Genomic DNA, 23,233 nt, shown 5'->3' on the forward strand with positions numbered 1-23,233 from the left:
CATGGACATGCCCAGCAGGTGGCCTGCACGGCGATCAGTACCACGATCGAGCGATCACGAACCGAGGAAGATCGGACTTAACGTCCACTGAGACCGTAGAGAGACGAGATCACCCGGGGCCGGCTCGAGGCTCGCGGAGCATGCTCAGTCGATGAGGGCGGACTGACCTTTCGGCTCCTGTCCTTCGCGTCGCAGTCTGGAAGGTGACGTGTGGAACCACCGACGTACCGCACGAGTGAGGCTGGACTGTTCCTGCATCCCCAGGCTGGCCGCGATCTGCGAGAAGGACAGGTCGGTCGTCGTGATCAAGTCCAGGGCCTGACTCCTGCGTACGCGATCGACGACGCCGGAGAAGGTCGTGCCCTCCTTGGAGAGGGACCGCTGCAGTGAACGCGGGTGGAGACTCAGCAGGCGTGCGACTTTCGACAGGTCCGGACCGCTGGATCCGAGCTGTTCGCCGAGAATCGCTGCGACCAGGTCCGACATCGGCACGTGCTGGTGGCCGAAGTGCGTTTCGAGATGGTCCATCGCGATGTCGTGGAGCAGGTCGTCGCCGCCGCTGACCGGTGTCGAGAACAGTTGGCTCGGGATGCGCAGGACCGCGCTCGGACAGTCGAATCTGACCTCGGCCCCGAAGTACTTCCGGTAGGAGCTTTCCTGCGCCAGGCGAGCGTGTGGAAGCAGGACCGAACGAAGTCCGTAGGGTGCGTCGCCGTGGATCAGCGTCAGGACTCGGTGGACGATCCCGATGCCGTAGTCGATCGCCTGTGGTGATGCCTTGATGCCCGTGGTTGTGTAGCGCAGGCCGACCACACCGGGACTTTTCAGAGGATCGTCGGTTTCCTCGAGTGAGAGGGCCGGGCTGTAGACGAACAGGTACCGGCTCGCGCACTCGATGGCCTCGCCGATCGTGCGTGAGTTCTCCATGGCGATCGCCAGCGGTCCCAGCACATGCAGATCCTGCTGCGCCGCCATCCTCAACCCGAGGTCCGGAAGCGTGAATCGGGCGGCTGTTTCCTCGAGGACGCGCTCGACCAGTCGGAGACTGACGAACGAGTTGCTCTCGGCGATCGACGCTTCGTCGAAGCCATATGCCGCGAGGAGTTCGGGGCCCGAACCGCCGACCTCGGTGACGAGCGCGGACAGCCCCTGCAGGGCAGAGCACCGGACAGGAAGATCGGTGTCACGCAAGGACAAATCCTTGTCGCCTCAGGGCAAGTACTGGAATGTTTCGACGAAGCAAACTACGAGTCACGACCGAGAGGACAGCTTCTACCGAGCTGGAGCCGAAGTGACTGTCGCCCCATCCATGCTAAGCCCCGTCGGCCTGCTGACACCCGAAGAGTTGGACGTCCGCTGGAGGCTCGCCGTCCGAGACCGCCTTGCCTCCATGGACCTGCAGGTCACAGGCCCGGTCAAGCCCTTCGGATCCGCTGAGGAGCTGGACCTCGGAGACCTTCTCATCACCGACTGGGTGTGCCCGCAGGTCGAAGGGATCCGAGGCAGAAACGCGGTGCTTCAGGACGATGACGCGCTGCTGCTCCTCGCCGCCAACGCCGGCCAACAGATCATCGAGACTTCTGACGAGACCGTCATCCTGCGACCAGGAACGGTTCTCATCATGAGCACCCGCACCACCGGGCGGTTCGTCATCCCGGATCACCTGGCCAAACGAACGGTCCGGGTGCCCATGAGCGCCCTGTCCCCGTTCGACGCGGGGGGCGGTGCACCCGGTTGCCTACTCCTGGACACGGCTCAGAACCCTTTGGCCAACCTCCTCCACGGCTACCTCATGAGCATGGACCGTCAGATCGGGCGGATGTCCGCGGCGGAGATCGAGGGAGCCCGCAATGCCCTCCTTGTTCTCATCGCCGGCGTGATCCGTGCGAGTCGACCCCACATCGGCGACGACGAGTTCCTGCAGTTGTTCCGACGGCGGCTCGAGGACTGGATCATCGACCATCTCGCCGGTGGACCGATCAGAGTCGCCGACCTCGCCGCCGCCCACAGCGTTTCTCCGAGGACGGTCCACCGGGCCTTCGCGTCGACCGGGGACACCGTCGGGACGGTCATCCGCATGCACCGCCTGGCAGCGGCCAGAGGCGACCTGGTGAACACGAACCTCTGCATTGCCGCGATCGCGCACCGGTGGGGTTTCTGCGATGCCAGCCACTTCGGACGGGAGTTCCGTCGGGAGTTCTCGCTGTCGCCCGGCGACTACCGGGAAGCCCACGGATGCGCCTGACCGTCTCCTCGTAGGCCGTGGCACACCCGTACCACCCTGCGGCGCGATCCTTCTATGAGCCCCCAGAGGCATTCGTGGATTCTGGGCCCGACACCACCACTCGCGAGAGTCGGATCACTCCGAGTGAACCTCCACACGACCGACGGACCATCGCAAGCGAATCGGAAGATCACATGAATCGAGAAGACATCGAGTTCAAGGGCGAGGGCGGCGTCGCCCTCCGGGGCTGGTTCTATCCGGCCAGGAACACCAGCACGCCGGCACCGGTCGTCGTCCTGGCGCACGGGCTGTCATGCGTCAAGGAGATGCACCTCGACGACTATGCCGTGGTCTTCTCCGAAGCCGGCCTCAACGTGCTCGCCTACGATCACCGGAACTTCGGCGACAGTGAGGGAACTCCCCGTCAGGAGGTCGACCCGGTCCTGCAGTACCGGGATTTCCGGAACGCGATCACCTACGCCACCACCCGCCCCGAGGTGGACGCGTCGAAGATCGGCATCTGGGGCTCCAGCTTCTCCGGAGGACACGTCCTCATGGTCGCGGCGATCGACAAGAGGGTGAAGGCCGTTGTCTCCCAGGTGCCGTTCATCACCGGTCCGCGCACCCTGAGCCGGGCGATCCGGCCGGACTTCATACCGGTCTTCCGTGCGATCCAGGAGGGCGACCGACTCAACCGGTTCACCGGCGGAGAGCCCGCTGTGCTCCCGGTCGTCGCGGCCGACCCTACGGCGCAGGCCGTGATGCCCGCGGCCGACGCCTACGAGTGGTTCAGCAAGACGTCGGCGGACCGGGCACCCAACTGGAAGAACGAGCTGACGGCTCGAAGCATGGAAATGGTGACCGAGTACGCCCCGGGTACCTTCATCGGCCGCATCGCGCCGACCCCGCTCCTGATGATCGTGGCCGACAACGACAGGGTGGCACCGTTCGAGTTGGCCCTCGACGCGTACGCGGAGGCCCGGGAGCCGAAGCAGATCATCGTCAAGCAGGGCGGCCACTTCGACTTCTACAGCGGCCCCGGCTTCGACGAGCTCTCCGCAGCCGCACGGGACCACTTCGTCAAGCACCTCCGGGGCTGAGCCCCCCTCCTGAGCCGCATCGACGACCCGCGCCTTCCGTCACCGATACATCCAGCAAGGAGCCGCAATGCCGTACTGGGAGATCTTCACCCCCGAGAACGCCTTCACCCCGCAGGACAAGGAACAGCTGTCCCAGAGGATCACCTCGCTCTACACGGACTATGCCTATGACCTGCCTAAGTTCTACGTCGTCGTCCTGTTCAAGGACATGCCGGCGGACACCATGTACGTCGGTGGTAAGGCGAACAACAACTTCATACGGATCCGCGTGGACCACATCGCCCGGCAGATGGACGACCCCGAGATGCGGTTCCTGTGCATGGAGGTCATCGAGGAGAAGCTGGCGCCGTTGGTGAAGGAGCGCGGCTACGACTGGGAGGTTCACATCGACGAGACCCCCATGGACCTCTGGCGCGTCCAGGGCCTCGTTCCGCCTGCGCCGGAGTCCGACACCGAGAAGCTCTGGGCCAGGGAGAACCGGCCCGTCCCATACGAGCTGACCGGCTGACCCCTGGCCGAGGTCCCGAGGCATCGTGAGGTGCTGTCGACCGTGCGTGCCCCGGGACCTCATCCATCTCCGGAGGATCCGTCCGAGGAGCCCATGACGACCACAGCGCGTACCACCCGCGGCGAGGGCATCCGCTACCCGCAGCGACCGGCCGACCTTCGCGGGCATCATGCGTGATCCGCGGATCCCGAGGAGCGTTTTGGGAGCCGGGGACAGGATTCATCGACCTGCCGACAACTGACGCAGGCCGCTTCAGCAGCGAAAGTATCGCCGCGGACGACCGTCCCGTCCTGCTCGTTTGCGGTTCACTGACCTGCTTCACAACGTGACTTCGCCGCCGACGTGCGCAATGCCGCGTCGGCCGACAACACCGCAACCGGAGGTACCTCGTGACCACTGACCCCCACTCCTCGCCGGCCGCACCCATCCGCGCCACGGTCTTCGTCGGTCGCTGGCCGAATGTCCCGGCCGAGGAGTTTCCCGGCGTACCGAACGGCACCTTCTCGCCCACCACGGCCACGCTCGTGAGCGGCGCCACCGAGGTGGTCCTGATCGACGCGCTCTACCTCAAGGACGACGTCCGTGACCTCGGTGACCTGATCGAGCGCACCGGCAAGAAGCTCACGACGATCTACATCACCCATGATCACGCTGATCACTACCTGGGCTTCGGACCGCTCCTGGAGCGGTTCCCGGAGGCGAAGGCCGTGGCGCTGCCCCACGTGGTCGAGTCCATGAAGCAGACCATGCAGCTTCAGATCGAGCAGTGGGGCATGCTGTTCGGCGACTCCTGCATCATGGCGGGGCCGCTTCCGGAGCCACTCGAAGGCAACACGCTGTACGTCGACGGATCTCCCCTGCACATCATCGAGGTGAAGCAGGCCGACATCCATCCCACGAGCATCGTGCACATCCCCGAGATCGACGTCGTCGTGGCCGGCGACTCCATCTACAACGAGATCCATCCCATGCTCGGCCTGTCGACGCCCGACGAGTGGCAGGACTGGCTCGAGACCGTCGACACCGTGGAGAGCCTCCGCCCGCGCATGATCGTGTCCGGACACCGCAGGCCCGACGGCGACGACCACGCGGTCGAGACCATGATCGCCCAGACCCGCGCCTACATCCAGGACTTCGCGGCCGCCTCCGAGGTCGCGAAGGACGCCGAAGAGCTGGTGGCCACCATGGTGGAGAAGTACCCGCACCACGGCAACGTCTGGACGCTCCAGTTCTCCGCGAGCGAGGCGATCGCGAAGCGCGATGCTGCTGAGTGACCGAGCCTGTCACCCGAAGCCCGCACTGTTGCCTTGGCGTTGAAACGCGCCACACCACGATAGGTGACCTCACCATGAACTTCGCCTCTCTGCCCGACCGTCGCGCCGCATCCACTGAGGATGGGCCCGCGGTTGCCGACGGGCGTCAGTCGCTCACCAATGCCCAGTTCCTGACCCGTGTCCGGGCTGCTGCTCGTCACCTGCAGGACCTTGGGATCGGCATTGACGATGTCGTGGCGCTCAAGCTGACGAACCGCGTCGAGTTCGTGCTTCTGCTGTTCGCGGCCTGGCGGCTCGGGGCGACCGTCACCCCGGTCAATCCGAGTCTGACCGAGGGTGAGGTCGCACGGCAGCTCCACGACTCGGGCGCACGCGTGCTGGTCGTCGAGGACGGCACGACCGCTGCAGACGTCGCCACGCTGGCCGTCGTCGACCTGTACGGAGAGGCGGTGGGGTCGGATCCGACGCCGCAGCCGGACTCGACCGCGCCGGCACTCTTGATCTACACGAGCGGAACGACGGGCGTACCGAAGGGCGTGATGCTCGACCACGCCAACATCGACGCGATGGCGGCGATGGGGTGCCAGGCGATCGAGGCCGGGCCGACCGACCGCTGCTTGCTGATCCTGCCGCTCTTCCACGTCAACGCCATCGTGATCAGCGTGCTCATGCCGCTGGTCGCAGGCGGCAGTGTCTTCATCACCGATCGGTTCGACCCCAAGACCTTCTTCGATGTCGTCGAGCGGGAGCGACCCACCTACTTCAGTGCCGTGCCCACGATCTACAACATGCTCGAGGCGCTGCCGGCCGATGTTCGACCCGACACGTCCTCGCTGCGTTTCGGCACGTGCGGCGCGGCACCCGCCTCCGCCGAGCTGCCGATCCGATTCGAGGCTCGGTACGGCTTCCCCATCATCGAGGGCTACGGGCTGTCCGAAGGAACCTGCTTTTCCACCGTCAACCCCGTCGCGGGTCCGCGCCGGGCAGGCACCGTGGGGGTTGTCGTCCCGGGGCAGGAGCTCCGGATTGTCGACGAGCAGGGTAACGAGCTGGCGACCGGCATGGATGGTGAGGTCATCGTGCGTGGCCCCAACGTCATGCGTGGCTATCTCGGCCGGCCGGAAGACACGGCGAAGGCGATCGTGGACGGCTGGCTGTACACGGGCGACGTGGGCCACCTGGACGCGGAGGGCTACCTGACCCTGGTCGGGCGATCGAAAGACATGATCATCCGCGGTGGCGAGAACATCTACCCCAAGGAGATCGAGGACGTCCTCACGGCTGACCCGTCTGTCCTCGAGGCGGCCGTCATCGGTGTGCCTGACGAGAAGTGGGGTGAGGTGGTCGTCGCCTACGTCCAGCCGCGACCTGGTGTGACTGTCCATCCCGCGGCTCTGGAAGCGCTGACTGCGCAACACCTCAGCGGCTACAAGCGGCCGACATCCTTCTTCGTGGTCGACGCCATCCCCAAGAACGCTGTCGGCAAGATAGACAAGCCCTCGTTGCGGGCCGCCCACGTTGCAGCCCTGTCATCCCGTTGACCACCAGCGGAGGCTTGGTCATTGAGGGCTTGCCGTCTTTGAAGGTCGGGTGGCCCGCGGGGCGAGATTTCCTCCCGCCACCCGATCGCCTTCGAAGGTGCCGGCCGGAGGGGTCGGCGTGACGCTTCAGGGGCGTGCTCGTGCGGATGGACGACCGTGAGGCAAGGGGCGGGCATCGGGCGACCGGTTCTACGTCCCGCGCTGCGTCCGACCGCCGCGACTCACCACGGCCTGCACGACCGACGACCCTGCCTGCGTCTTGGCAGCGCACATTGGCCATCGCGACGCCCACGAAGGGATGGCGCGGAGGCGGGCAGGAGCCGGCTCACCCAGACTGAGGGCATCCGAGCCGGTGAAACCCCCGCCAGAACATCGGCCAGCGCCGACGCCCGAACGGACGAGCTGTCTCCTGATCCGGATCGGTGGTGGGCCTGGGGGTGATCGCCCTCGTGCAGCCGATTGGACACCGCGATCGTGAGCATCGCCCTGTCCTCGGCCCAGCGGGCACTGGGGGCGTTCGATGACAGCCGCCAGTGAGTGATGACCGCCTGCACGCTCGCGTTGGGGAGTCTGCCGGCGGGCGGTCGGATCGCCGACCTGGTCGGACGCGAGCGGACCTTTCTTGTGAGGCCTGGTCGGCTTCGCGGTAGCGTCCGCCCTGGCGGCGCCGCGACGGGCCTCGGATCGCTCCTCGCGGCGCGTGCCTGCAGGGGGGTGCCGAGCGCAGGGCGCTTACCCGCCCGACCGGGGTGGCGTTCACAGCGGCCCCGCTGGCGATGCAGGTGCCCTGGCGAGCCGCTCAGCGGTGGCTGGTTGCCTGTCACGCGGGCCGCTTCGATGCCCTGGATGTTTCATCGAGGGCTGGCCTTGAGGACGCCTGGTCTCTCGACGGCGGCGATCCAACGGCAGGTGTCCGGCGTCGCGGCCCGGCGGGATCGGCTGAGCCTCCGGTAGGCACCGTGCACGGGATCGTCACCTTTGTCGATCCGGGGCCGATGGTGATGGCGCACCGGAGTGCCAAGCGCCGCCGGGAGGCGTGTGTTCGAACTGTCGCAGTGATGCAGGCGCACTCAGGGAGGTCCGGCAGGCCGACCATCCCCAACTCGACATGGGGGTGCTCGACTTCTCCGGGAAACCGGGGCACCCGTGACCGACCAAGCACGAGGCAGCCGTGATGGGAGAGAGCCGGCGTCGTTCGTCAGCCCGCGGTCGCGGACCGGTGGTCGGTGCCCAGCATGGCCAGCACCAGCGTCGCGTAGCGGCGGCCGAGGCTGACGGGAGTGTGGTGGCCGCCGGGGGCGTACCAGCGGCTGACGTCGACGCCGAGGGAGAGTACCGCCAGCGCGACACCGCCCGGGTCCTCGGTGCGGAACGCCTCGGACGCGATGCCGGCCGCGATCTCGTCGAGCACGACTTCCTCGGTGCGGCGGCGGAGCCGGAGGATCTCGTCACGGTGGTCCGGCGCGAGTGCGCCGAGCTCGTACTGGACGACGCGGGCCAGCTGGTGGTGGCGGGCGTGCCAGGCGGTGTAGTCGTGGACCAGCGCCCGTAGCCGGCCGACCGCCGTCACCTCCTCTCCCAGCGCGCGTTCTACGGCGGCCAGTGCGCTGCGATGGCCGGCGAGGCTGATCGCGTAGAAGAGGTCTTCTTTCGTGCGGTGGTGTGCGTAGACGGCCGACGGGCTCATCCCGGCGGCGGCGGCGATGTCGCGGGTGGAGGCGCCGTGGTAGCCGCGGGCGGCGAAGGCCGTGAGCGCCGCCTCGAGGATGCGCCGGGATCCGGGGCGGGCCTCGCCCCACAGGTCGTCGGTTGCGATGGTTGTCACGCGCCCATTCTTGCGGATCACGTCTGTCGGTCTGCTCAGCTGATGATGAGGCCGCCGTCGACGGTGAGGGTGGTGCCGGTGACGTAGCTGGAGGCGTCGGAGGCGAGGAAGACGACGGCGGCGGCAAGCTCCTCGGGTTCGCCGGTGCGCGGAAGCGGGATGCGGCGGACGATGTCGTCGATGTGGTCGGCGTCCTGACGGGCGGTCATTTCGGAGGCGAAGTAGCCGGGGGCGAGGGCGTTGACACGGATGCTCTTGCGTTGGCTCCACTGGGCGGCCAGGTCGCGGGTGAGACCGAGCAGGCCCGCCTTGGAGGAGGAGTAACCGGCCTGCGGCAGGCCGGTGTTGACCAGGCCGAGGACGCTGGCGATGTTGACGATGGAGCCGCCGCCGGTCATCACCTGGGCCGCCGCCCGGGCCATCCAGTAGGCACCCATGAGGTTGACGTCGATGATGTGCCGGAAGTGCTCCGGTGTCTCCCGGCTGGCCGGGACCGCAGCGGCCACGCCGGCGTTGTTGACCAGGACGCCGACGCGGCCGAAGTCCGCGGCGGCCGCCGCGACCGCGTGACAGTCGTCGGGCGAGGCGACGTCGGCCCTGACGCACAGGGCGCGGCGGCCCGCGGCCTCGACGAGGCGGGCGGTGTCGGCGAGCCGGTCGGCGCGTCGGGCGGCCAGGACGACGTCGGCCCCGGCTTCGGCGAGGGCCTGGGCGAAGGCGACACCGAGACCGGAGGAAGCGCCGGTGACGATGGCGACGCGGTCGTCGAGACGGAAACGTTCGAGGATGTTCACAGGGGGCTCCAGAGAGGTCAGATGGACAGGCCGCCGTCGACGGGCAGCACGGCACCGGTGATGTAGCCGGCCTCCTCAGAGGCGAGGAAGGCGACAGCCGCGCACATCTCGCTCGGGTCGCCGAAGCGGCCCATCGGGATGCCGGCAGTCAGCTCGGCGCGCTTCTCGTCGGGGACGGAAGAGACCATGCGGGTCTCCGCGTTGGGGGAGATGGCGTTCACGGTGACGCCGAAGCGGGCGAGCTCCTTGGCGGCGGTGCGGGTGAAGCCGATGATCCCGGCTTTGGCGGTGGCGTAGTTGGCCTGGCCGATGTTGCCGTGCAGACCGGAGTAGGAGGTGACGTTGACGACCCGGCCATACCTCTGCGCGCGGAAGTGGGGGACGCACGCCCGGGTGAACCGGAAGGCGCCGCCCGCGTGAACGGCCAGTACGGCGTCCCAGTCGTCGTCGGTGAGCTTCCACAGGACGCCGTCGCGCAGGATCCCGGCGTTGTTGACCAGGACGTCGACGCGGCCGGTCTCGGCCAGCGCGGTGGCGACGACACGCTCCGCGTCAGTGCTGGAGGCGACGTCCGCGGCCACCCACAGAGCGTCCAACTCCTTCGCCACTGCGCGGAGTTCGTCCTCGTCCCGGTCGACCAGGACCACGTCCGCGCCTGAAGTGCGCAGGTGGCGACCGAGTTCGAGGCCGATGCCGCGGGCTGCGCCGGTGATGATCACGGTGTGGCCGGTGAAGTCGAAGCTGAGGTTGCCCATCGGGCGCTCCCATCCGGATAGTGGTGTCCGTGTCCACGGGCCTTACAGGCCGAGGTCGCGGCCGATGAGTTCCTTCATGATTTCGTTCGAGCCGGCCCAGATCTTGGTGACGCGGGCGTCCTGCCAGGCTCGGGCGACCCGGTATTCGTTCATGTAGCCGTACCCGCCGTGCAGTTGGACGCAGGCGTCGAGGACCTCGTTCTGCACCTGGGCGGTCCACCACTTGGCCTTGGCCGCGTCCACCGCGGAGAGCCGGCCGGTGACGTGGGCCGCGACGCACTGGTCGACGAAGGCCTGGGTCACCTCGATCTGGGTGACCATCTCGGCCAGCCGGAACTTGTTGTACTGGAAGGAGCCGACGGACCGGCCGAAGGCCTTCCGCTCCTTCACGTACTCCAGCGTCTCGTCCAGGATCTGCGCGGCGTGGGCCAGGTTGAGCACGGCGGCACCGATCCGCTCCTGCGGGAGCCGCTCCATCATGTGGATGAAGCCGCGGTCGACTTCGCCGATGACGTTGGCGCCCGGGACGCGCACGTCGTGGAAGAACAGCTCGGCGGTGTCGGCTTCGTGCTGGCCGACCTTGTCCAGCTTGCGCCCGCGCTCGAAACCGATCATGTCCGTCTCCACGGCGAACAGCGTGATGCCTTTGGCGCCCTTCTCCGGGCTGGTGCGAGCGGCGACGACCACGAGGTCGGCGCCGAAGCCGTTGGTGATGAAGGTCTTGGAGCCGTTGAGGGTCCAGTTCTCGCCGTCGCGCACGGCAGTGGTCCGCAGGGCCGCGAGATCGGAACCTGCCGAGGGCTCGGTCATACCGATCGCGGTGACCAGCTCGCCCGCGCAGAACCGCGGCAGCCAGCGCTCACGCTGCTCCTCGGTGGTCAGCTCGACCAGGTAGGGGGCGACGACTTCGCAGTGGATGGTGAACGAGGAGGCGAATGCCACCGACAGCCTGGCGAATTCCTCGTGCAGAACCGCGGTGAAGCGATAGTCGCCCGCCTCGCTGCCGCCGTACTGCTCCGGTATCAGCAGCCCGAGCAGTCCTTGCTGCCCAGCGGCCTTCCATACGGCGCGGTCGATCGCCCGCTGCTGGATGAACTCCTCCTGGCGCGGCCGCAGCTCACGCTCCACGAAGGCCCGGACGGAAGTCCGGAAGGCCTCGTGGTCGGCATCGAAGACAGTACGGCGCACAGGAGCTCCTCGTCGCTCGCCGGAAAAAGGAAGTAGGAAGCAGGAAGTAAGCGAGTGCATAGTAACTATGCGAGTGCTTAGTTTTCTTGGGCGGGTCGATTCCGTCAACCCCGACTGCGAGGCATGCGGACATGACGTACGCCACGGGCGTCCCCCATCGCGCGCAGCGGAGTCCGCCTGCGGTTCCCCCATCAACTCCCCACACGTCAAACGTGTTGACGGGTCTGGTTGAGGGGGTGATGGGCGGCCATGCCCGCGGGCAGGCGCGGATCGGTGGCCCGCTCGCTCCGCAGTGCCGCCGAACGTCCGTATGCGATTGCCTCGGTCGCCGAAGGCATACGGGAGGACGGCGGGCCGGGGCGAGGCGCTCACCGAGATACCCGGACCAAGACGAAACGGGCAGGGACCGTCTGGCGCGGACGTACCACGGCGAGGCGCGATCGTCCTATGGGGCACCTGTTTCGGGTGGCTACCTTGCTGACGTCATCCCTGTTCTGCCGGAGCTTGAGAGCCGCTCGCCCGGACAGAACTCGCCGTCGGATCTCCGAGAAGAGCACTCAGATGCCCGAAGCCGTGATTGTGTCCTACGCCCGCTCGCCGATCGGTCGGGCGTTCAAGGGTTCGCTGAAGGAGATGCGCAGCGACGATCTCGCCACCCAGGTGATCGCTGCGGCGCTCGCCAAGGTCCCGGAACTCGACCCCGACGAGATCGGAGACCTGATCCTCGGCTGCGGTCTGCCCGGTGGCGAACAAGGCTTCAACTTGGCGCGCAACGTCGCGGTCCAACTGGGCTACGACAACCTGCCGGGCACCACGGTGACCCGCTACTGCTCATCGTCACTGCAGACAACGCGGATGGCCTTCCACGCGATCAAGGCAGGCGAAGGTTCGGCCTACATCTCGGCGGGCACCGAGGCCGTGTCCCGGTATGTCAATGGCAACTCGGACTCCTGGCCGGACACGCAGAATCCCGCGTTTCGCGTCGCTCAGGCACGCTCGGCCGCGAGGCAGGCGAGCCACGAGGCCTGGACCGACCCTCGCGAGTCGGGACTGGTGCCCGACGTGTACATCAGCATGGGTGAAACCGCGGAGAACGTTGCCTCCCTCACGGGCATCAGTCGCGAAGAGCAGGACCGGTGGGCGGTTCGTTCGCAGCACCGAGCCGAGGAGGCCATCGCGCGCGGCCACTTCCGCAAGGAGATCACCCCGATCACCCTGCCCGGCGGCTCGATCGTGACCGAGGACGACTGCCCGCGGCCCGGCACGACACTCGATGCGGTCTCCGCGCTCAAGCCGGTCTTCCGTGAGAAGGGCTCCGTCACCGCCGGCAACTCGTGCCCGCTCAACGACGGAGCGGCGGCCCTCGTCATCATGTCCGATGTCCGGGCGCGTGAACTCGGCTTGCGGCCGCTGGCCCGCATCATCTCCACCGGCGTGACCGCTCTCTCGCCGGAGACCATGGGCCTCGGCCCCATCGAGGCCACCCGTCAGGCACTCGACCACGCGGGCCTGACCATGAGCGACGTCGATCTCGTCGAGATCAACGAAGCATTCGCCGTGCAGGTGCTCGGCTCTGCGCAGGCGCTGAAGATCGACGAGGACAAACTCAACGTTTCGGGCGGGGCCATCGCTTTGGGCCACCCCTATGGGATGACCGGAGCGCGGATCACCGGATCGCTCATCAACAACCTTCAGGACCATGACAAACAGATCGGCCTGGAGACGATGTGCGTCGGCGGCGGGCAGGGCATGGCCATGCTGATCGAGCGGCTCGCCTAGAGCGTAGCCAGTCGGTCCCGGCACGTGCAGAGATCCATCCCTGATCTTGCGTGGGTATCCCCGGCTTCAGCCGGGGAGGGAAACGCACCTTTGGCGCGGAGGCGCGGAGGCACGAAGCGCTGGAGTTCTGTGCGCCTGTGGGGGTGAGGGTCAGAGGGGGCGTCGCTGGCCCTCGATGTACTGACGGATCACGGTCAGCGGCGCTTTGCCGCAGGAACCCGCGAAGTAGCAGCGGGACCGGAACACCGAGCCCATGCCGATGCGGTTGATCCGACCGGTGTACTCGGCCAGCACATACCGGAGCTGACGCCCTTGAGGGAGTTGATCGGCTTCGACAGGGCAACCTTCGGCGGGGTAGTGCACGAGAAGGTGTACGTGGTCGGCCTCGCCGTTGAACTCCCGCAGCTCCACTTCGAAGCCGGCGCACACCTCGCGCATGATTTTCTCGCACCGCCTCAGCATGTCGTCATCGAAGACGGCACACCGGTATTTCGTAACCAATACCAAATGGGCGTGGAGGTTGCCCCGCGCGCCGGCACCGCGCCCGCCCCGACCTCTATCCCACCGGTATCGCCCCCTGTAGCGCGCCGCTTCTTGTCAGGCCGTCAGTGAAGGCAGGATCGAGGGGGAGAGTTGGCTGCTACAGGGGGCGGCGTTCGGTGACGTCCCCGCCCAGGGCGTCGGGCAGGGCGATGCGAGCGGTGACGCGTTTACCGACCGGTTCCCGCTGAACCTCGCATCGAGGCAACGGCGGACCTTGCGAGACGGAACAGCCGCCGGGCTTGTGTGCTCACTGTCCGTACGCTCGGTCGTAGAGGCTCCGCAGCTTCGGGGTGGCCTCGGCATCGCCGTAGCACACCGGGACCTTGCCGTCCTTGGCGTAGACGAGGTAGGTCTGGCCGACAGCGAACTCCTGGCCGAATGACTCCAGTTGTCCTTCGTGGGTGTTGTCGAGCCGGACGGTGGAGGCGTCTTCGCCGCGGTACCAGTGGTCCACTCGGAGCGTGATCTGGTCGTCGTCGACGGAGGTCGCGGTGCCCTCGAAGGCGGTCGTGTACTGGCGCAGGGTGGTGACGTCGAGTTCGGCGCACGCCGTGGCCGGGCCGCTGCCTGTGTCCTGCTGGACGGTCAGGACCAGCGGGGCGGCCACGGCCGGAGGAGTGCCGCGGGTTGCCGTGACTCCCCAGGCGATGCCGGCTCCCACTGTGAGCACAGCGGCTGCGGCCAGCAGCAGGGGGCGGCGAGGGCGGTCCGATGTGCGGGGGGAGGTGCGGACTGTGGTGTCGGCGGTCATGGTGGCCTCCAGGAGACGGTCGATGTCGGGCTGGGGAGCATCAGAGGTCCGCGCCGGGTCGATGGCCCTCATCCGGGCCAGCAGTTCTTCGTCGTTCACCGGTTGCTCCTTCCTTCAGCCATCTCATGTCCAGCCATGTCGTCATTCTTTCGGTCAAGCAGAGCGGCGAGTTTCTTCTTTGCCCTGTGCAGGCGGATGCTGACGGCGTTGGGGGTCAGTCCGGTCACTTCCGCGATCTCGCGCGGGCTCAGCCCCTCCCATGCCCAGAGCAGCACCACCTCACGGTCCAGGGCGCCGAGTGTGCCGAGTGCGGCGTGCAGTTCGGGGTGGTCGGCTTCCCCGGGCTTTGGTGGCGGTGCGGTACGGGTCAGCCGCTCCACCAGCCGGAGCCGACGCCCGTCCGCCCGGCGGGCGTTGGACAGGCAGCCGCGTGCGACGCCGTAACACCAGGGCAGCACGCTGTCGGGGTCGGTCACGGGGCCGTTCCCGAGCCCGGGCACGTCCTCGAGGCGGCGCCAGAGCACGAGCATCGTCTCCGCGAGGATGTCATCTGTCGCGTCGGCGTCGGCCCGGCGCAGCAGATATCGGTGCAGCGGCTTTGCCACTGCGCGCGCCAACGCATCGAAGCGGGCTTCTCGGGCCCGGGCAAGTTCCTGCTCCAGCATGGATTCCACACCCCCACCTGTCCGGCCGGGGGCTGTTCCTTTCATCGCCACGGGCACTGTACTTATCCGGCCCAAGGGAGGTCCGTCGCGCCGGCCGAGGCGACGGCCGCTTCCCGACTGTCCCGGCCTGCGAGGTCCGGCACGGGTAGGTCGGCCACGACCCTTCGCGCGCGTCCTCCCAGAGTTCGAAGCCGTTGCGGCAGAGATCCTCTACAACCGTGCCCAGTGGGCGCGGGCCTGGCCAGGGGCTGTACCGCGTCCCCGCTCGGACGAAGCTCAGAAGACCGCCGCCCCGGAGTAGCGGAACCGCACTCACATACACGCCCGGCCCGTGGATGGCGCGAGAGCGTCCCGACAGAACGCCGTAAACCGATCGGTTTTCGTTTTGTCCACATCGAGTTAACCTCGCGGTATGACCACCGAAGTGAAACCAAGTACCAGAGAGCGGCTGCTGGAGGCGGCGGCCACGCTCACCTATCGAGACGGTGTCGGCATCGGCGTCGAGGCGCTGTGCAAGGCGGCGGGAGTGTCGAAGCGTTCCCTGTATCAGCTGTTCGCGAGCAAGGACGAACTGCTGGCGGTGAGCCTGGGGGAGCGCGCCTCTGCCTTCGCGGCCGGGCTCCTGCCGGCGGCGGACGGCGGCCGTTCACCCCGCGAGCGGATCCTGCACGTCTTCGAACAGTTGGAGGAGCAGGCGGGTGCGCCCGACTTCCAAGGCTGTCGGTACCTGGCGGCCCAGATCGAACTCAAGGACCAGAGTCACCCTGCAAGCCAGGTGGCCCACGAAGTCAAAGAGAATCTGACCGCCTTCTTCCGCGCCGAGGCCGAACGGGGCGGGGCAAGCCATCCCGACCTGCTGGCCCGGCAGCTCAGCCTGGTCTTCGACGGCGCCAGCGCTCGCGCGGGGATCGGAGCCGACAGGCTGACAGGGCTCGTCACGCCCACCGTGACCACCCTGATCGATGCGGCAGGCATGCACTGACGCATCCCCTTTCGAGCAGGCGCCGTGACCGTGCCACTCAAGGTCGATGGCTCCCGCCCCTGATTCCCTGCAATCGAGGGGAGCCCGGTGGCCGTAAGGGTGTTGACGGGCGCGCCGCGCGCCAGGAAGGCCGTCGTCTCGTCGACGTCAGCGCCCAACAGCAGGTATGCGGTTTCCCAGGGCCTCGCCTGGCCGGACCGCTTGGCTGCGTCACCTTCGGCCTCGGCGGTGTGCCCCTGCACCTACTGCTGGAGCGTTCGGGTGTGCCGTAGTAGCCCTTGAGTGTGGAATCGGCGACCGCTGCGCGGATGACACGCTCGCGCCTCTCCTGCGCGCTGACCCTGTCGTCGCGTAGGACAACCTCAGCCTTGCGCTCGGAAACCGATCGGTTTACGATGATGGAAACCGGTCGGTTTCTCAATGAATCCAAGGGCTGGTCCGTGGTCACGCCCCCTTCGGGCAGGCCCTATCCGAATGCCGTCTGCATCAGTTCACACAAAGGGAAGCCAGCGAGATGCCCAGCTCAGAGTCACGTCCCACGATTCACATCCCGGGAACCACCAGCCACACCATCGCCCCGCGCGCAGGACACCGCAGCGGCGAGGGGACCCTGCGCTACCTCAGAGCGGGCACCGGCGCCCCCGTGGTCCTGCTGCACACCGTTCGCACCCAGGCCGAGCACTTCCGCTCCCTCATCCCGCTGATCGCGGACCAGTACACCGTGTATGCCCTAGACCTGCCGGGGATGGGCTACTCCGAGATCGTGCCCGGCGCGTCGTACGACGAGCCGGCCATGCGCGCGGGTGTCGAGCGGCTCCTGACCGAACTCGACCTCCACGACGTGACGCTGGTCGGGGAGTCCATGGGAGCGGTGCTCGCCCTGACCGCCGCGGCCGATCTGCCCGAGCGGGTCCGGCGCGTCGTCGCGGTGAACCTGTACGACTTCCCCGGCGGGATCACCCGGTCCAGTCTTCTCGCCCGTGTGGTGGTCGCCGGTGTCCTCACTCCGGGGGTGGGCCCGGTGGTCGCCGGGGTGCAGCCCAAGCCCGCCGTCCGCAGGATCCTGCAGGGCGGGCTGGTCGACAAGACCGCGCTGCGGGAGGACTACCTCGACGAACTCCTCCTGGTGGGCGGCCGTCCCGGCTACCCGACCGTCGCCCGGGGCGTGTACCAGAGCATGCCCAGCCTCATCGCCGCCCGCTCGCGCTACTCCGAGGTCAAGGCACCCGTCCACCTCGTCTACGGGGAGAAGGACTGGTCCCGGCCCTCGGACCGGCAAGCCAACAAGGAGCTGCTGCCGGCCGCCGATTTCACGCAGGTGCCGGGAGCAGGCCACTTCATCGCCTTGGAACGGCCCAACCTGCTGGCCGACCTGCTGAACGCGGTGGCGTGACCGCCCCGAGAGCGCTGTAGTCACCCCCGTTCGGGTGTAGTGGGGGACGGGGACCACGCTCCACCATGTGTCTGACAGCGTCGTGGCATGCAAAGGAGCAGCTCGTGGCGGAGATACGGATCGAGTTCGATGTTCCGGCGGAGATGCGTGACGGCACTGTGCTGCGCGCGGACGTCTACCGGCCCGGGGGTACGGGGCCGTGGCCGGTGTTGCTGGCCCGGCTGCCGTACGGCAAGCAGACCCCGATGATGGGCGTCGTACTCGATCCGCTGGCCGCGGCCAGGCGTGGCTTCATGGTGGTTCTGCAGGACACCCGGGGCCGGTTCGCCTCCGAGGGGGAGTGGGAGCCGTGGACGTACGAGGGGCGCGACGGGTACGACACCGTGCGGTGGGTCGCCGCGCTGCCCGGCTCGAACGGTTCCGTCGGCATGATCGGCGGCAGTTACTTCGGCAACACCCAGTGGATGGCGGCGCTGTCGAAGCCGCCGGAGCTGAAGGCCATCGCGCCGATGATCACCTGGTCCGACCCCGACGACGGTCTGTGGACGCGCGGCGGCGCGATCGAGCTCGGCATCACCGCGCCCTGGACCCTGCTGCAGGGAGCCGACACGCTGATGCGCCGTCACCGCACCGACCTCGACGGACTCGTGAGCGGTGTCACCGGACTCGTAAGGGATCTGGACGGTCTGCCGCGCGGCGGTTACGGGGAGCTGCCCGCCGGGCGGTTTCCCGCGTTCGCCCGGCACGATCTGCCCGAGCTGGGCTACGAGCGTTCCCGGCGGGAGCCCGAGTGGGCGCGTTCCTGTACTGTCGCGGGCCACCACGACGAGGTCGACCTGCCCACCTTCCAGGTCGGCGGCTGGTACGACGTCTTCACCCAAGGCACGCTCGACAACTTCATCGCCATGCGCCGCGGCGGCCGGTCCGCCACGTTGATCATGGGCCCGTGGACCCACACCAACTGGCAGCACATGGTCGGTGACGTCAATTTCGGATTCGCTGCGCACTCCGACTTCATGGGCATGCGGGGACGCGTGCACGACCTGCAGTTCGACTGGTTCGCGCGCACGCTCGGCGAAGGGGCGGCACTGGAGCCGGACACGGGCACGGTGTTGCTGTTCGTGATGGGGACCAACCAGTGGCGCGAGGAGGTGGAATGGCCCCTGTCGCGGGCCGTGGACACCGACTTCCACCTGCGCGCCGATGGACGCCTGACGCGGGAGCCGCCGTCCGCCGCCGAGCAGGCTGAGGAGTTCACCTACGACCCGATGGATCCGGTGCCCACCACCGGCGGTGCTCTCCTGATGACCGGCGACTTCCGTCCCGGACCGCTGGATCAGGCGGCCGTGGAGGCGCGTGCGGATGTCCTGGTCTTCACCAGCGAACCGCTCGCCGAGGACGTCGAGGTGACCGGCCGGGTCCGGGCGGTGCTCTTCGCCGCCACCGACGGCCCCTCGACCGACTGGGTGGCCCGCCTGTGCGACGTCGACGAGACGGGCGTCTCCCGCAATGTGACGGACGGCATCGTACGGGTGCGTGCGGCGACACCGGGTGAGGCGGCCGAGCACGTCGTGGACCTGTGGTCGACCAGCATCGTCTTCAAGGCGGGCCACCGCATACGGGTCCAGATCACCTCCAGCAACTTCCCCCGCTGGGACCGCAACCTCAACACGGGCGACCCCGAAGAGAGCGCCACCTCGGCCCGAACCGCCGGCCAGCAAGTCTTCCACGACCCCGCCCGACCGTCCCGCATCGTCCTGCCCGTGGTGCCTCCGGCCTGACCGGGAGCGAGGAGAGCCGGCCGATCCGTTGCTCCGGCGGGCAAGGGCGCCGAAGCAGCCATACCGGCTCGGTCGAAGGGCGGCAGGCATCCTGCGGCGGAGGCTACGACCTCCCGCCAGGGCGCCTGCCCCCTCGGCAAACGCCGCGGTGAAGATTTCCTCGGTCAGCAGACCGACCACGTTCTGCCCGACTGGCCTGCGATGACGCGGCCGGATCCGGAGGTGGCGGCCATCCGGTCGAGTACGGCACCGAGGACCTGGCCAAGGGGGCCACGAGTGGCCCGCCCGCTCCGGGGACGTCCGGTGTGCCGGGTCAGGCCACGGTCGGCAACCCATCTGCCAGTTGTCGGCGATCTGGTCGATCAGGGAGTCCAATTCCCGGCGGGGCCCGCCGGTCAGGCCGGATCCGGCAGGCAGGCGGTGGCTCCGGGGTGGGGGTCGGGGCTGGGTGGAGCGTCTGGTTCCACTCGCCGTGGAAGTTGTCGCGAGCCGGCGCAAGAACGGCGACCTGCAAGGGGGCCGGATTCTGCCCGGTGACGCAGCGGCGGGTGTCCGGCTCGGCTCGTACGCGCAGTCGGCCTTGGTCGTGGCGCTGCCGGATCTCCAGCGGGGCGGGGGAGTCCCAGGTCGGGTGCTTCCGCAGCTGCCGGCGGTTGTGGCAGGTCTCGATGACTCCGTCGCCCCATGCGGGGATTGTCAATTGATCACCCTCCCGGTGGTCGTCCAGAGGGGCGATCCTGCTGGTCAGGGGCGGTCCGGGTGGCTCGAAGCGGCCCCTTTTCGAGCTGGGGGTGACGGCGATGTCGATGGGGCGACTCGTGGCTGTTCCGTCGGGCGAACGCCCTACGGCATCGTGTGGTCGATCGGCGCCATCCGCTCGATCGACAGCCGGGTGATCCGCATGGCCTCGATGAGTTCCTCAGTCCTCGCGGGGTTGAGCCGGTCGATGGGGATCGAGCAGCTGATCGCGTCGATCGGGGGTGTGGTGAACCGGAGTGAGAATCCGTAGCAGACGACGCCGACGAAGTTCTCCTCGTTGTCGATGGCGTATCCGCGCTCGGCGGTGGCCCGCAGGTCCTTGATCAGGGCGTCGTGGTCGGCGTGGGTGTTCGGTGTGAGGGGCTTCAGCGTGTCGGGGACATGATCGGCCAGGTCGGTGTCCAACCGCTCGGCGAGCAGTGCCTTGCCCAGTGCCGTGCTGAAGGCCGGGAGCCGGCGGCCGACCCGGCTGAAGGGGCGGAGGTACTGGCTGGATTCGTGTGTCGCCAGATAGACGATGTCCGTGCGGTCCAGTCGGCCGTAGTGGATGGTCTCGTCGAGCCTGGCGCTCAGGTCGTTGATCAGTGGCTGGACGATGCGCAGATAAGGGTCCGCGTCCAGGTAGGTCGTCCCCGCGAGGAGGGCGCGGATGCCGACGCTGTAGAGCGTGCCGGAGGGATCGGTACGGACCCAGCCGTGCTCCGTCAGGGTCCGCAGCAGCGCGTAGACGCTGCTGCGCGGGGCACCGAGGGCCTCGCTGAGTTCTCGCAGCCGGGCGGGCCGGTTCTGCCGCGCGGCCAGGAGCTCGAGCAACTCGACCGTACGGGCTGCCGACTTCACGCCCCGTACGCCGCTGGCCGCCTCAGGCTCACTCATCGACACCCCTTCCGAACGCACTCGAAGAATTCTTGCACCGATGCTTGACGGATATCAGCCATGTAGCCATGCTCTCCATCACAAGACGACTGTCTACATACGAAGACAGGATGCGCGCATGCAGACGACTCGGGATATCGAGCGCGACCGCCACACGGCGGACCGGCTGCGCAAAGGAATGGCGCAGGGTGTCCTGTCGTTCCCGCTGACCTCCTTCGACGCCGAAGGCGGCCTCGACCTCGACGGCTTCCGCTCCCACCTGACTGCGCAGCTCGCCGCCGGTCCGGGCGCCGTCTTCGTTGCCTGCGGAACCGGTGAGTTCTTCTCGCTGTCCGCCGAGGAGTACCACGCCGTCGTACGCACCGCCGTAGACGTCGTGGCGGGACAGGTCCCGGTGGTGGCCGGCGTCGGGTACGGCTGGTCGCTCGGGCTGCAGTTCGCCCGGCTCGCAGAGGAGGCCGGCGCGGACGCCGGACTGCTCATGCCGCACTACCTCATCTCCGCCCCGCAGCGCGGATATGTGGACCATGTCCGCGCAGTGGCGGGTGGCTCACCCCTTCCCCTGATCGTCTATCAGCGCGGGCAGGTCAAGCTGACCACCGCCGCGGTCAGGGAACTGGCCACGGTCGACGGCGTCGTCGGCCTCAAGGACGGGCACGGCGACCTCGACCAGATGCAGCGGCTGCGGCTGGTGGCGCCCGGCGACTGGCTGTTCTTCAACGGCGTGGCCACCGCCGAAATGCAGGCACGGGCGTACGCGAGCATCGGCATCCCCGCCTACTCCTCGGCGGTCCACGCCTTCGCACCCGAGATCGCGGGCGCGTTCTACACGGCGCACCGGGCCGGAGACCACCCAAGAACGGAACAGCTGCTGAGGGAGTTCTACCTGCCCCTGGTCGAACTGCGCGACCAGGGCACGGGATATGCGGTGTCCCTGGTCAAGGCGGCGGCCCGGCTCCGCGGAGCCCCGGTCGGCCCGGTCCGCGCGCCCCTGATGGAACCGGCCCCTGACCACCTGGGGCAACTCGAGGCCCTCCTGCACACCGGCCTGGAGCTCGCAACGGACAGGTGAGGAAGTGAGGGAACCCCGTGCTCAGCAGCGCGCCTCGCATCTCCAAGGTGACCGTCACCCCCATCCTCATCAATGACCCGCCGCTGTTCAACTCCCTTGGTGCGCATCAGCCGTACACACCCGGCAGCATCGTCGAGACAGAGACCTCCGACGGCGTCGCCGGCATCGGTGAGACCTACGGCAGGCGCGACCACCTCGACGAGGAGATCGCGGCCTTCCACGCCCTGGTGTCAGCCCGCCTGCACGACTGGCCCGCCTGCACGAACAGTTCAACCGGACGCCGCCATGCCACGACTGCGACGACGTCGCGGCCACGCGGCGCAAGCACCCCGACCGGGCGGAGCCACCGCTCCCGCAGAGGTGACCCCGGCCGGCCAGAACCCCACCCATCAAGGAGAACCATGATGTTCCAGGCCCGACTGCGCCAGGGCCGGCACCTCGCCGGCGCGGCTGTCTGCGCCACTGCGCTTCTCACCCTCACCTCGTGCGGAGGGGTCCAGGGCGGCGGGGGCAGCGGCGAAGACGCCGAGAACTATCCCACCAAGACCGTGGAGTGGACCGTGCCTTCCGACCCGGGCGGCAGCACCGACCTGATATCGCGCGCCGCCGCCAAGGCGTTGGAGGACCCCCTGGGACAGTCCGTCGTGGTGGAGAACAAGCCCGGCGCCAACGGCGCCGTGGGCGGCAAGGAGATCCTGGGCCGCAAGCCCGACGGCTACAGCCTGGTCATGCTCTCCCAGTCGCTCATGTCGATCGGCCCGCACACCGTCGTCGACGACGACCCGATCAAGATGTCCGACATGGACGTCATCTCCGGGCTGACCGTGGAGGACTACGTCCTCGTCGTCCCGGCGCAGTCGGACATCGAGACCCTCGACGACCTGCTCGCGAAGAAGTCGGTCAAGTACGGCACCACCGGCGCCGGCACCGGCAGTGAGCTGGCCCAGGCCCTCCTCTTCGGCGACGCCGGCGTCAAAGCCACCGGCATTCCGTTCGACGGCGGCGCGCCCACAGCGACCGCGCTGCTGGGCAGCCAGGTGGACGTCGGCGCCATCCATGTGGCCGAGGCCGCTCCCCATCTGACGTCCGAAAAGCTGCGTCCACTGGCGGTCTTCGCCAAGGAGCGCATCGACTTCCTTCCCGACGTGCCCACCGCTGTCGAGTCCGGCCACGACGTCGTCGTGGACCAGCGCCGCTGGGTCGCCGGCCCGGCAGGACTGCCGGACAACGTCGTCTCCGAGCTTCGAGCGGCACTGAAGAAGGCTTTCAAGGACCCGGAGTACGGCAAGTTCCTGGAGAACAACTACATCGGCCGCTGGGAGGCCTCGCCGGACGCCGTCGTCAAGCAGGTCGAGACCGCCAAGAAGCGCTACGGCGAGCTCATCGACACGTTCGATCTGGACCTGAAGAACGAGGGCTGAGG

The 23,233-nt window shown here is 68.0% G+C and carries 20 protein-coding genes; 11 read left to right on the forward strand and 9 right to left on the reverse strand.

Features of this window, described 5'->3' with window-relative positions:
* Window positions 1–144: 144 nt before the first annotated feature.
* A complete protein-coding gene (locus tag ACWD3I_RS46615; RefSeq protein ID WP_365409805.1) occupies window positions 145–1,191 on the reverse strand; it encodes an AraC family transcriptional regulator in 1,047 nt (348 codons plus the stop codon).
* On the opposite strand from ACWD3I_RS46615, the gene ACWD3I_RS46620 reads away from it, so the two are divergent.
* The 5 genes from ACWD3I_RS46620 to ACWD3I_RS46640 all read left to right on the forward strand — a co-directional run bounded on the left by ACWD3I_RS46620 (window position 1,181) and on the right by ACWD3I_RS46640 (window position 6,647).
* Entirely contained in the window at window positions 1,181–2,245 is a 1,065-nt protein-coding gene (locus ACWD3I_RS46620; RefSeq protein ID WP_365409803.1) for an AraC family transcriptional regulator, read from the forward strand. The genes ACWD3I_RS46615 and ACWD3I_RS46620 overlap by 11 nt on opposite strands.
* A gap of 173 nt (window positions 2,246–2,418) precedes the next feature.
* Window positions 2,419–3,324, forward strand: a complete 906-nt coding sequence (locus ACWD3I_RS46625) for an alpha/beta hydrolase (RefSeq protein ID WP_365409800.1) — start codon at window positions 2,419–2,421, stop codon at window positions 3,322–3,324.
* 67 nt (window positions 3,325–3,391) lie between these two features.
* Window positions 3,392–3,832, forward strand: a complete 441-nt coding sequence (locus ACWD3I_RS46630; RefSeq protein ID WP_351418079.1) for a tautomerase family protein — start codon at window positions 3,392–3,394, stop codon at window positions 3,830–3,832.
* A 389-nt stretch (window positions 3,833–4,221) separates the two neighbouring features.
* A complete protein-coding gene (locus ACWD3I_RS46635; RefSeq protein ID WP_365409797.1) occupies window positions 4,222–5,106 on the forward strand; it encodes an MBL fold metallo-hydrolase in 885 nt (294 codons plus the stop codon).
* Window positions 5,107–5,180: 74 nt separating this feature from the next.
* A complete protein-coding gene (locus ACWD3I_RS46640; RefSeq protein ID WP_365409794.1) occupies window positions 5,181–6,647 on the forward strand; it encodes a class I adenylate-forming enzyme family protein in 1,467 nt (488 codons plus the stop codon).
* Between the two features lie 1,198 nt (window positions 6,648–7,845).
* On the opposite strand, the gene ACWD3I_RS46645 is transcribed toward ACWD3I_RS46640, so the two are convergent.
* Genes ACWD3I_RS46645 through ACWD3I_RS46660 form a run of 4 tightly spaced genes read right to left on the reverse strand, consistent with a single transcriptional unit; the run spans window position 7,846 to window position 11,209 of the window.
* Window positions 7,846–8,472: a TetR family transcriptional regulator gene (locus ACWD3I_RS46645; RefSeq protein WP_365409791.1), complete on the reverse strand. Its 627-nt coding sequence runs from the start codon at window positions 8,470–8,472 to the stop codon at window positions 7,846–7,848.
* 35 nt (window positions 8,473–8,507) lie between these two features.
* The gene (locus ACWD3I_RS46650) at window positions 8,508–9,266 is read right to left on the reverse strand and encodes an SDR family NAD(P)-dependent oxidoreductase (protein ID WP_365409788.1); all 759 of its coding nucleotides are present in this window, start codon (window positions 9,264–9,266) and stop codon (window positions 8,508–8,510) included.
* Window positions 9,267–9,283: 17 nt separating this feature from the next.
* Window positions 9,284–10,021, reverse strand: coding sequence for an SDR family oxidoreductase (locus ACWD3I_RS46655; protein WP_365409785.1), 738 nt, complete (start codon window positions 10,019–10,021; stop codon window positions 9,284–9,286).
* 42 nt (window positions 10,022–10,063) lie between these two features.
* Window positions 10,064–11,209, reverse strand: coding sequence for an acyl-CoA dehydrogenase family protein (locus ACWD3I_RS46660; RefSeq protein WP_365409782.1), 1,146 nt, complete (start codon window positions 11,207–11,209; stop codon window positions 10,064–10,066).
* A 561-nt stretch (window positions 11,210–11,770) separates the two neighbouring features.
* Between ACWD3I_RS46660 and ACWD3I_RS46665 the strand changes: the two genes are divergently transcribed.
* Window positions 11,771–12,988 carry an acetyl-CoA C-acetyltransferase gene (locus ACWD3I_RS46665; RefSeq protein ID WP_365409779.1) on the forward strand — a complete coding sequence of 406 codons (1,218 nt, stop codon included), beginning with the start codon at window positions 11,771–11,773 and terminating at the stop codon, window positions 12,986–12,988.
* A 150-nt stretch (window positions 12,989–13,138) separates the two neighbouring features.
* Here ACWD3I_RS46665 and tnpA read toward each other — a convergent pair whose 3' ends face one another.
* From tnpA to ACWD3I_RS46680, 3 genes are all read right to left on the reverse strand, one after another.
* Window positions 13,139–13,495, reverse strand: coding sequence for an IS200/IS605 family transposase (tnpA, locus tag ACWD3I_RS46670; RefSeq protein ID WP_451084406.1), 357 nt, complete (start codon window positions 13,493–13,495; stop codon window positions 13,139–13,141).
* A gap of 283 nt (window positions 13,496–13,778) precedes the next feature.
* Entirely contained in the window at window positions 13,779–14,381 is a 603-nt protein-coding gene (locus ACWD3I_RS46675) for a hypothetical protein (protein WP_365409776.1), read from the reverse strand.
* Window positions 14,378–14,947, reverse strand: a complete 570-nt coding sequence (locus tag ACWD3I_RS46680) for an RNA polymerase sigma factor (protein WP_365409808.1) — start codon at window positions 14,945–14,947, stop codon at window positions 14,378–14,380. Before ACWD3I_RS46680 ends, ACWD3I_RS46675 begins: the two co-directional genes overlap by 4 nt.
* A 412-nt stretch (window positions 14,948–15,359) precedes the next feature.
* On the opposite strand from ACWD3I_RS46680, the gene ACWD3I_RS46685 reads away from it, so the two are divergent.
* The 3 genes from ACWD3I_RS46685 to ACWD3I_RS46695 all read left to right on the forward strand — a co-directional run bounded on the left by ACWD3I_RS46685 (window position 15,360) and on the right by ACWD3I_RS46695 (window position 19,103).
* Complete coding sequence (locus ACWD3I_RS46685) at window positions 15,360–15,929, forward strand: TetR/AcrR family transcriptional regulator (RefSeq protein WP_365409773.1); 570 nt, start codon at window positions 15,360–15,362, stop codon at window positions 15,927–15,929.
* 514 nt (window positions 15,930–16,443) lie between these two features.
* Window positions 16,444–17,322, forward strand: a complete 879-nt coding sequence (locus ACWD3I_RS46690; protein ID WP_365409771.1) for an alpha/beta fold hydrolase — start codon at window positions 16,444–16,446, stop codon at window positions 17,320–17,322.
* A gap of 104 nt (window positions 17,323–17,426) precedes the next feature.
* A complete protein-coding gene (locus ACWD3I_RS46695; protein ID WP_365409768.1) occupies window positions 17,427–19,103 on the forward strand; it encodes a CocE/NonD family hydrolase in 1,677 nt (558 codons plus the stop codon).
* 843 nt (window positions 19,104–19,946) lie between these two features.
* Here the strand turns inward: ACWD3I_RS46695 and ACWD3I_RS46700 are convergent.
* The gene (locus tag ACWD3I_RS46700) at window positions 19,947–20,738 is read right to left on the reverse strand and encodes an IclR family transcriptional regulator (protein ID WP_365409765.1); all 792 of its coding nucleotides are present in this window, start codon (window positions 20,736–20,738) and stop codon (window positions 19,947–19,949) included.
* Window positions 20,739–20,856: 118 nt separating this feature from the next.
* On the opposite strand from ACWD3I_RS46700, the gene ACWD3I_RS46705 reads away from it, so the two are divergent.
* Together ACWD3I_RS46705 and ACWD3I_RS46710 are read left to right on the forward strand one after the other, a co-directional pair.
* Entirely contained in the window at window positions 20,857–21,810 is a 954-nt protein-coding gene (locus tag ACWD3I_RS46705) for a 5-dehydro-4-deoxyglucarate dehydratase (protein WP_365409762.1), read from the forward strand.
* A gap of 38 nt (window positions 21,811–21,848) precedes the next feature.
* Window positions 21,849–23,231 (forward strand): tripartite tricarboxylate transporter substrate-binding protein, encoded by a 1,383-nt coding sequence (locus tag ACWD3I_RS46710; protein WP_451084408.1) that lies wholly within the window; start codon window positions 21,849–21,851, stop codon window positions 23,229–23,231.
* Window positions 23,232–23,233 lie beyond the last annotated feature (2 nt).

It is taken from the genome of Streptomyces sp. NPDC002817 (genome assembly GCF_053592055.1).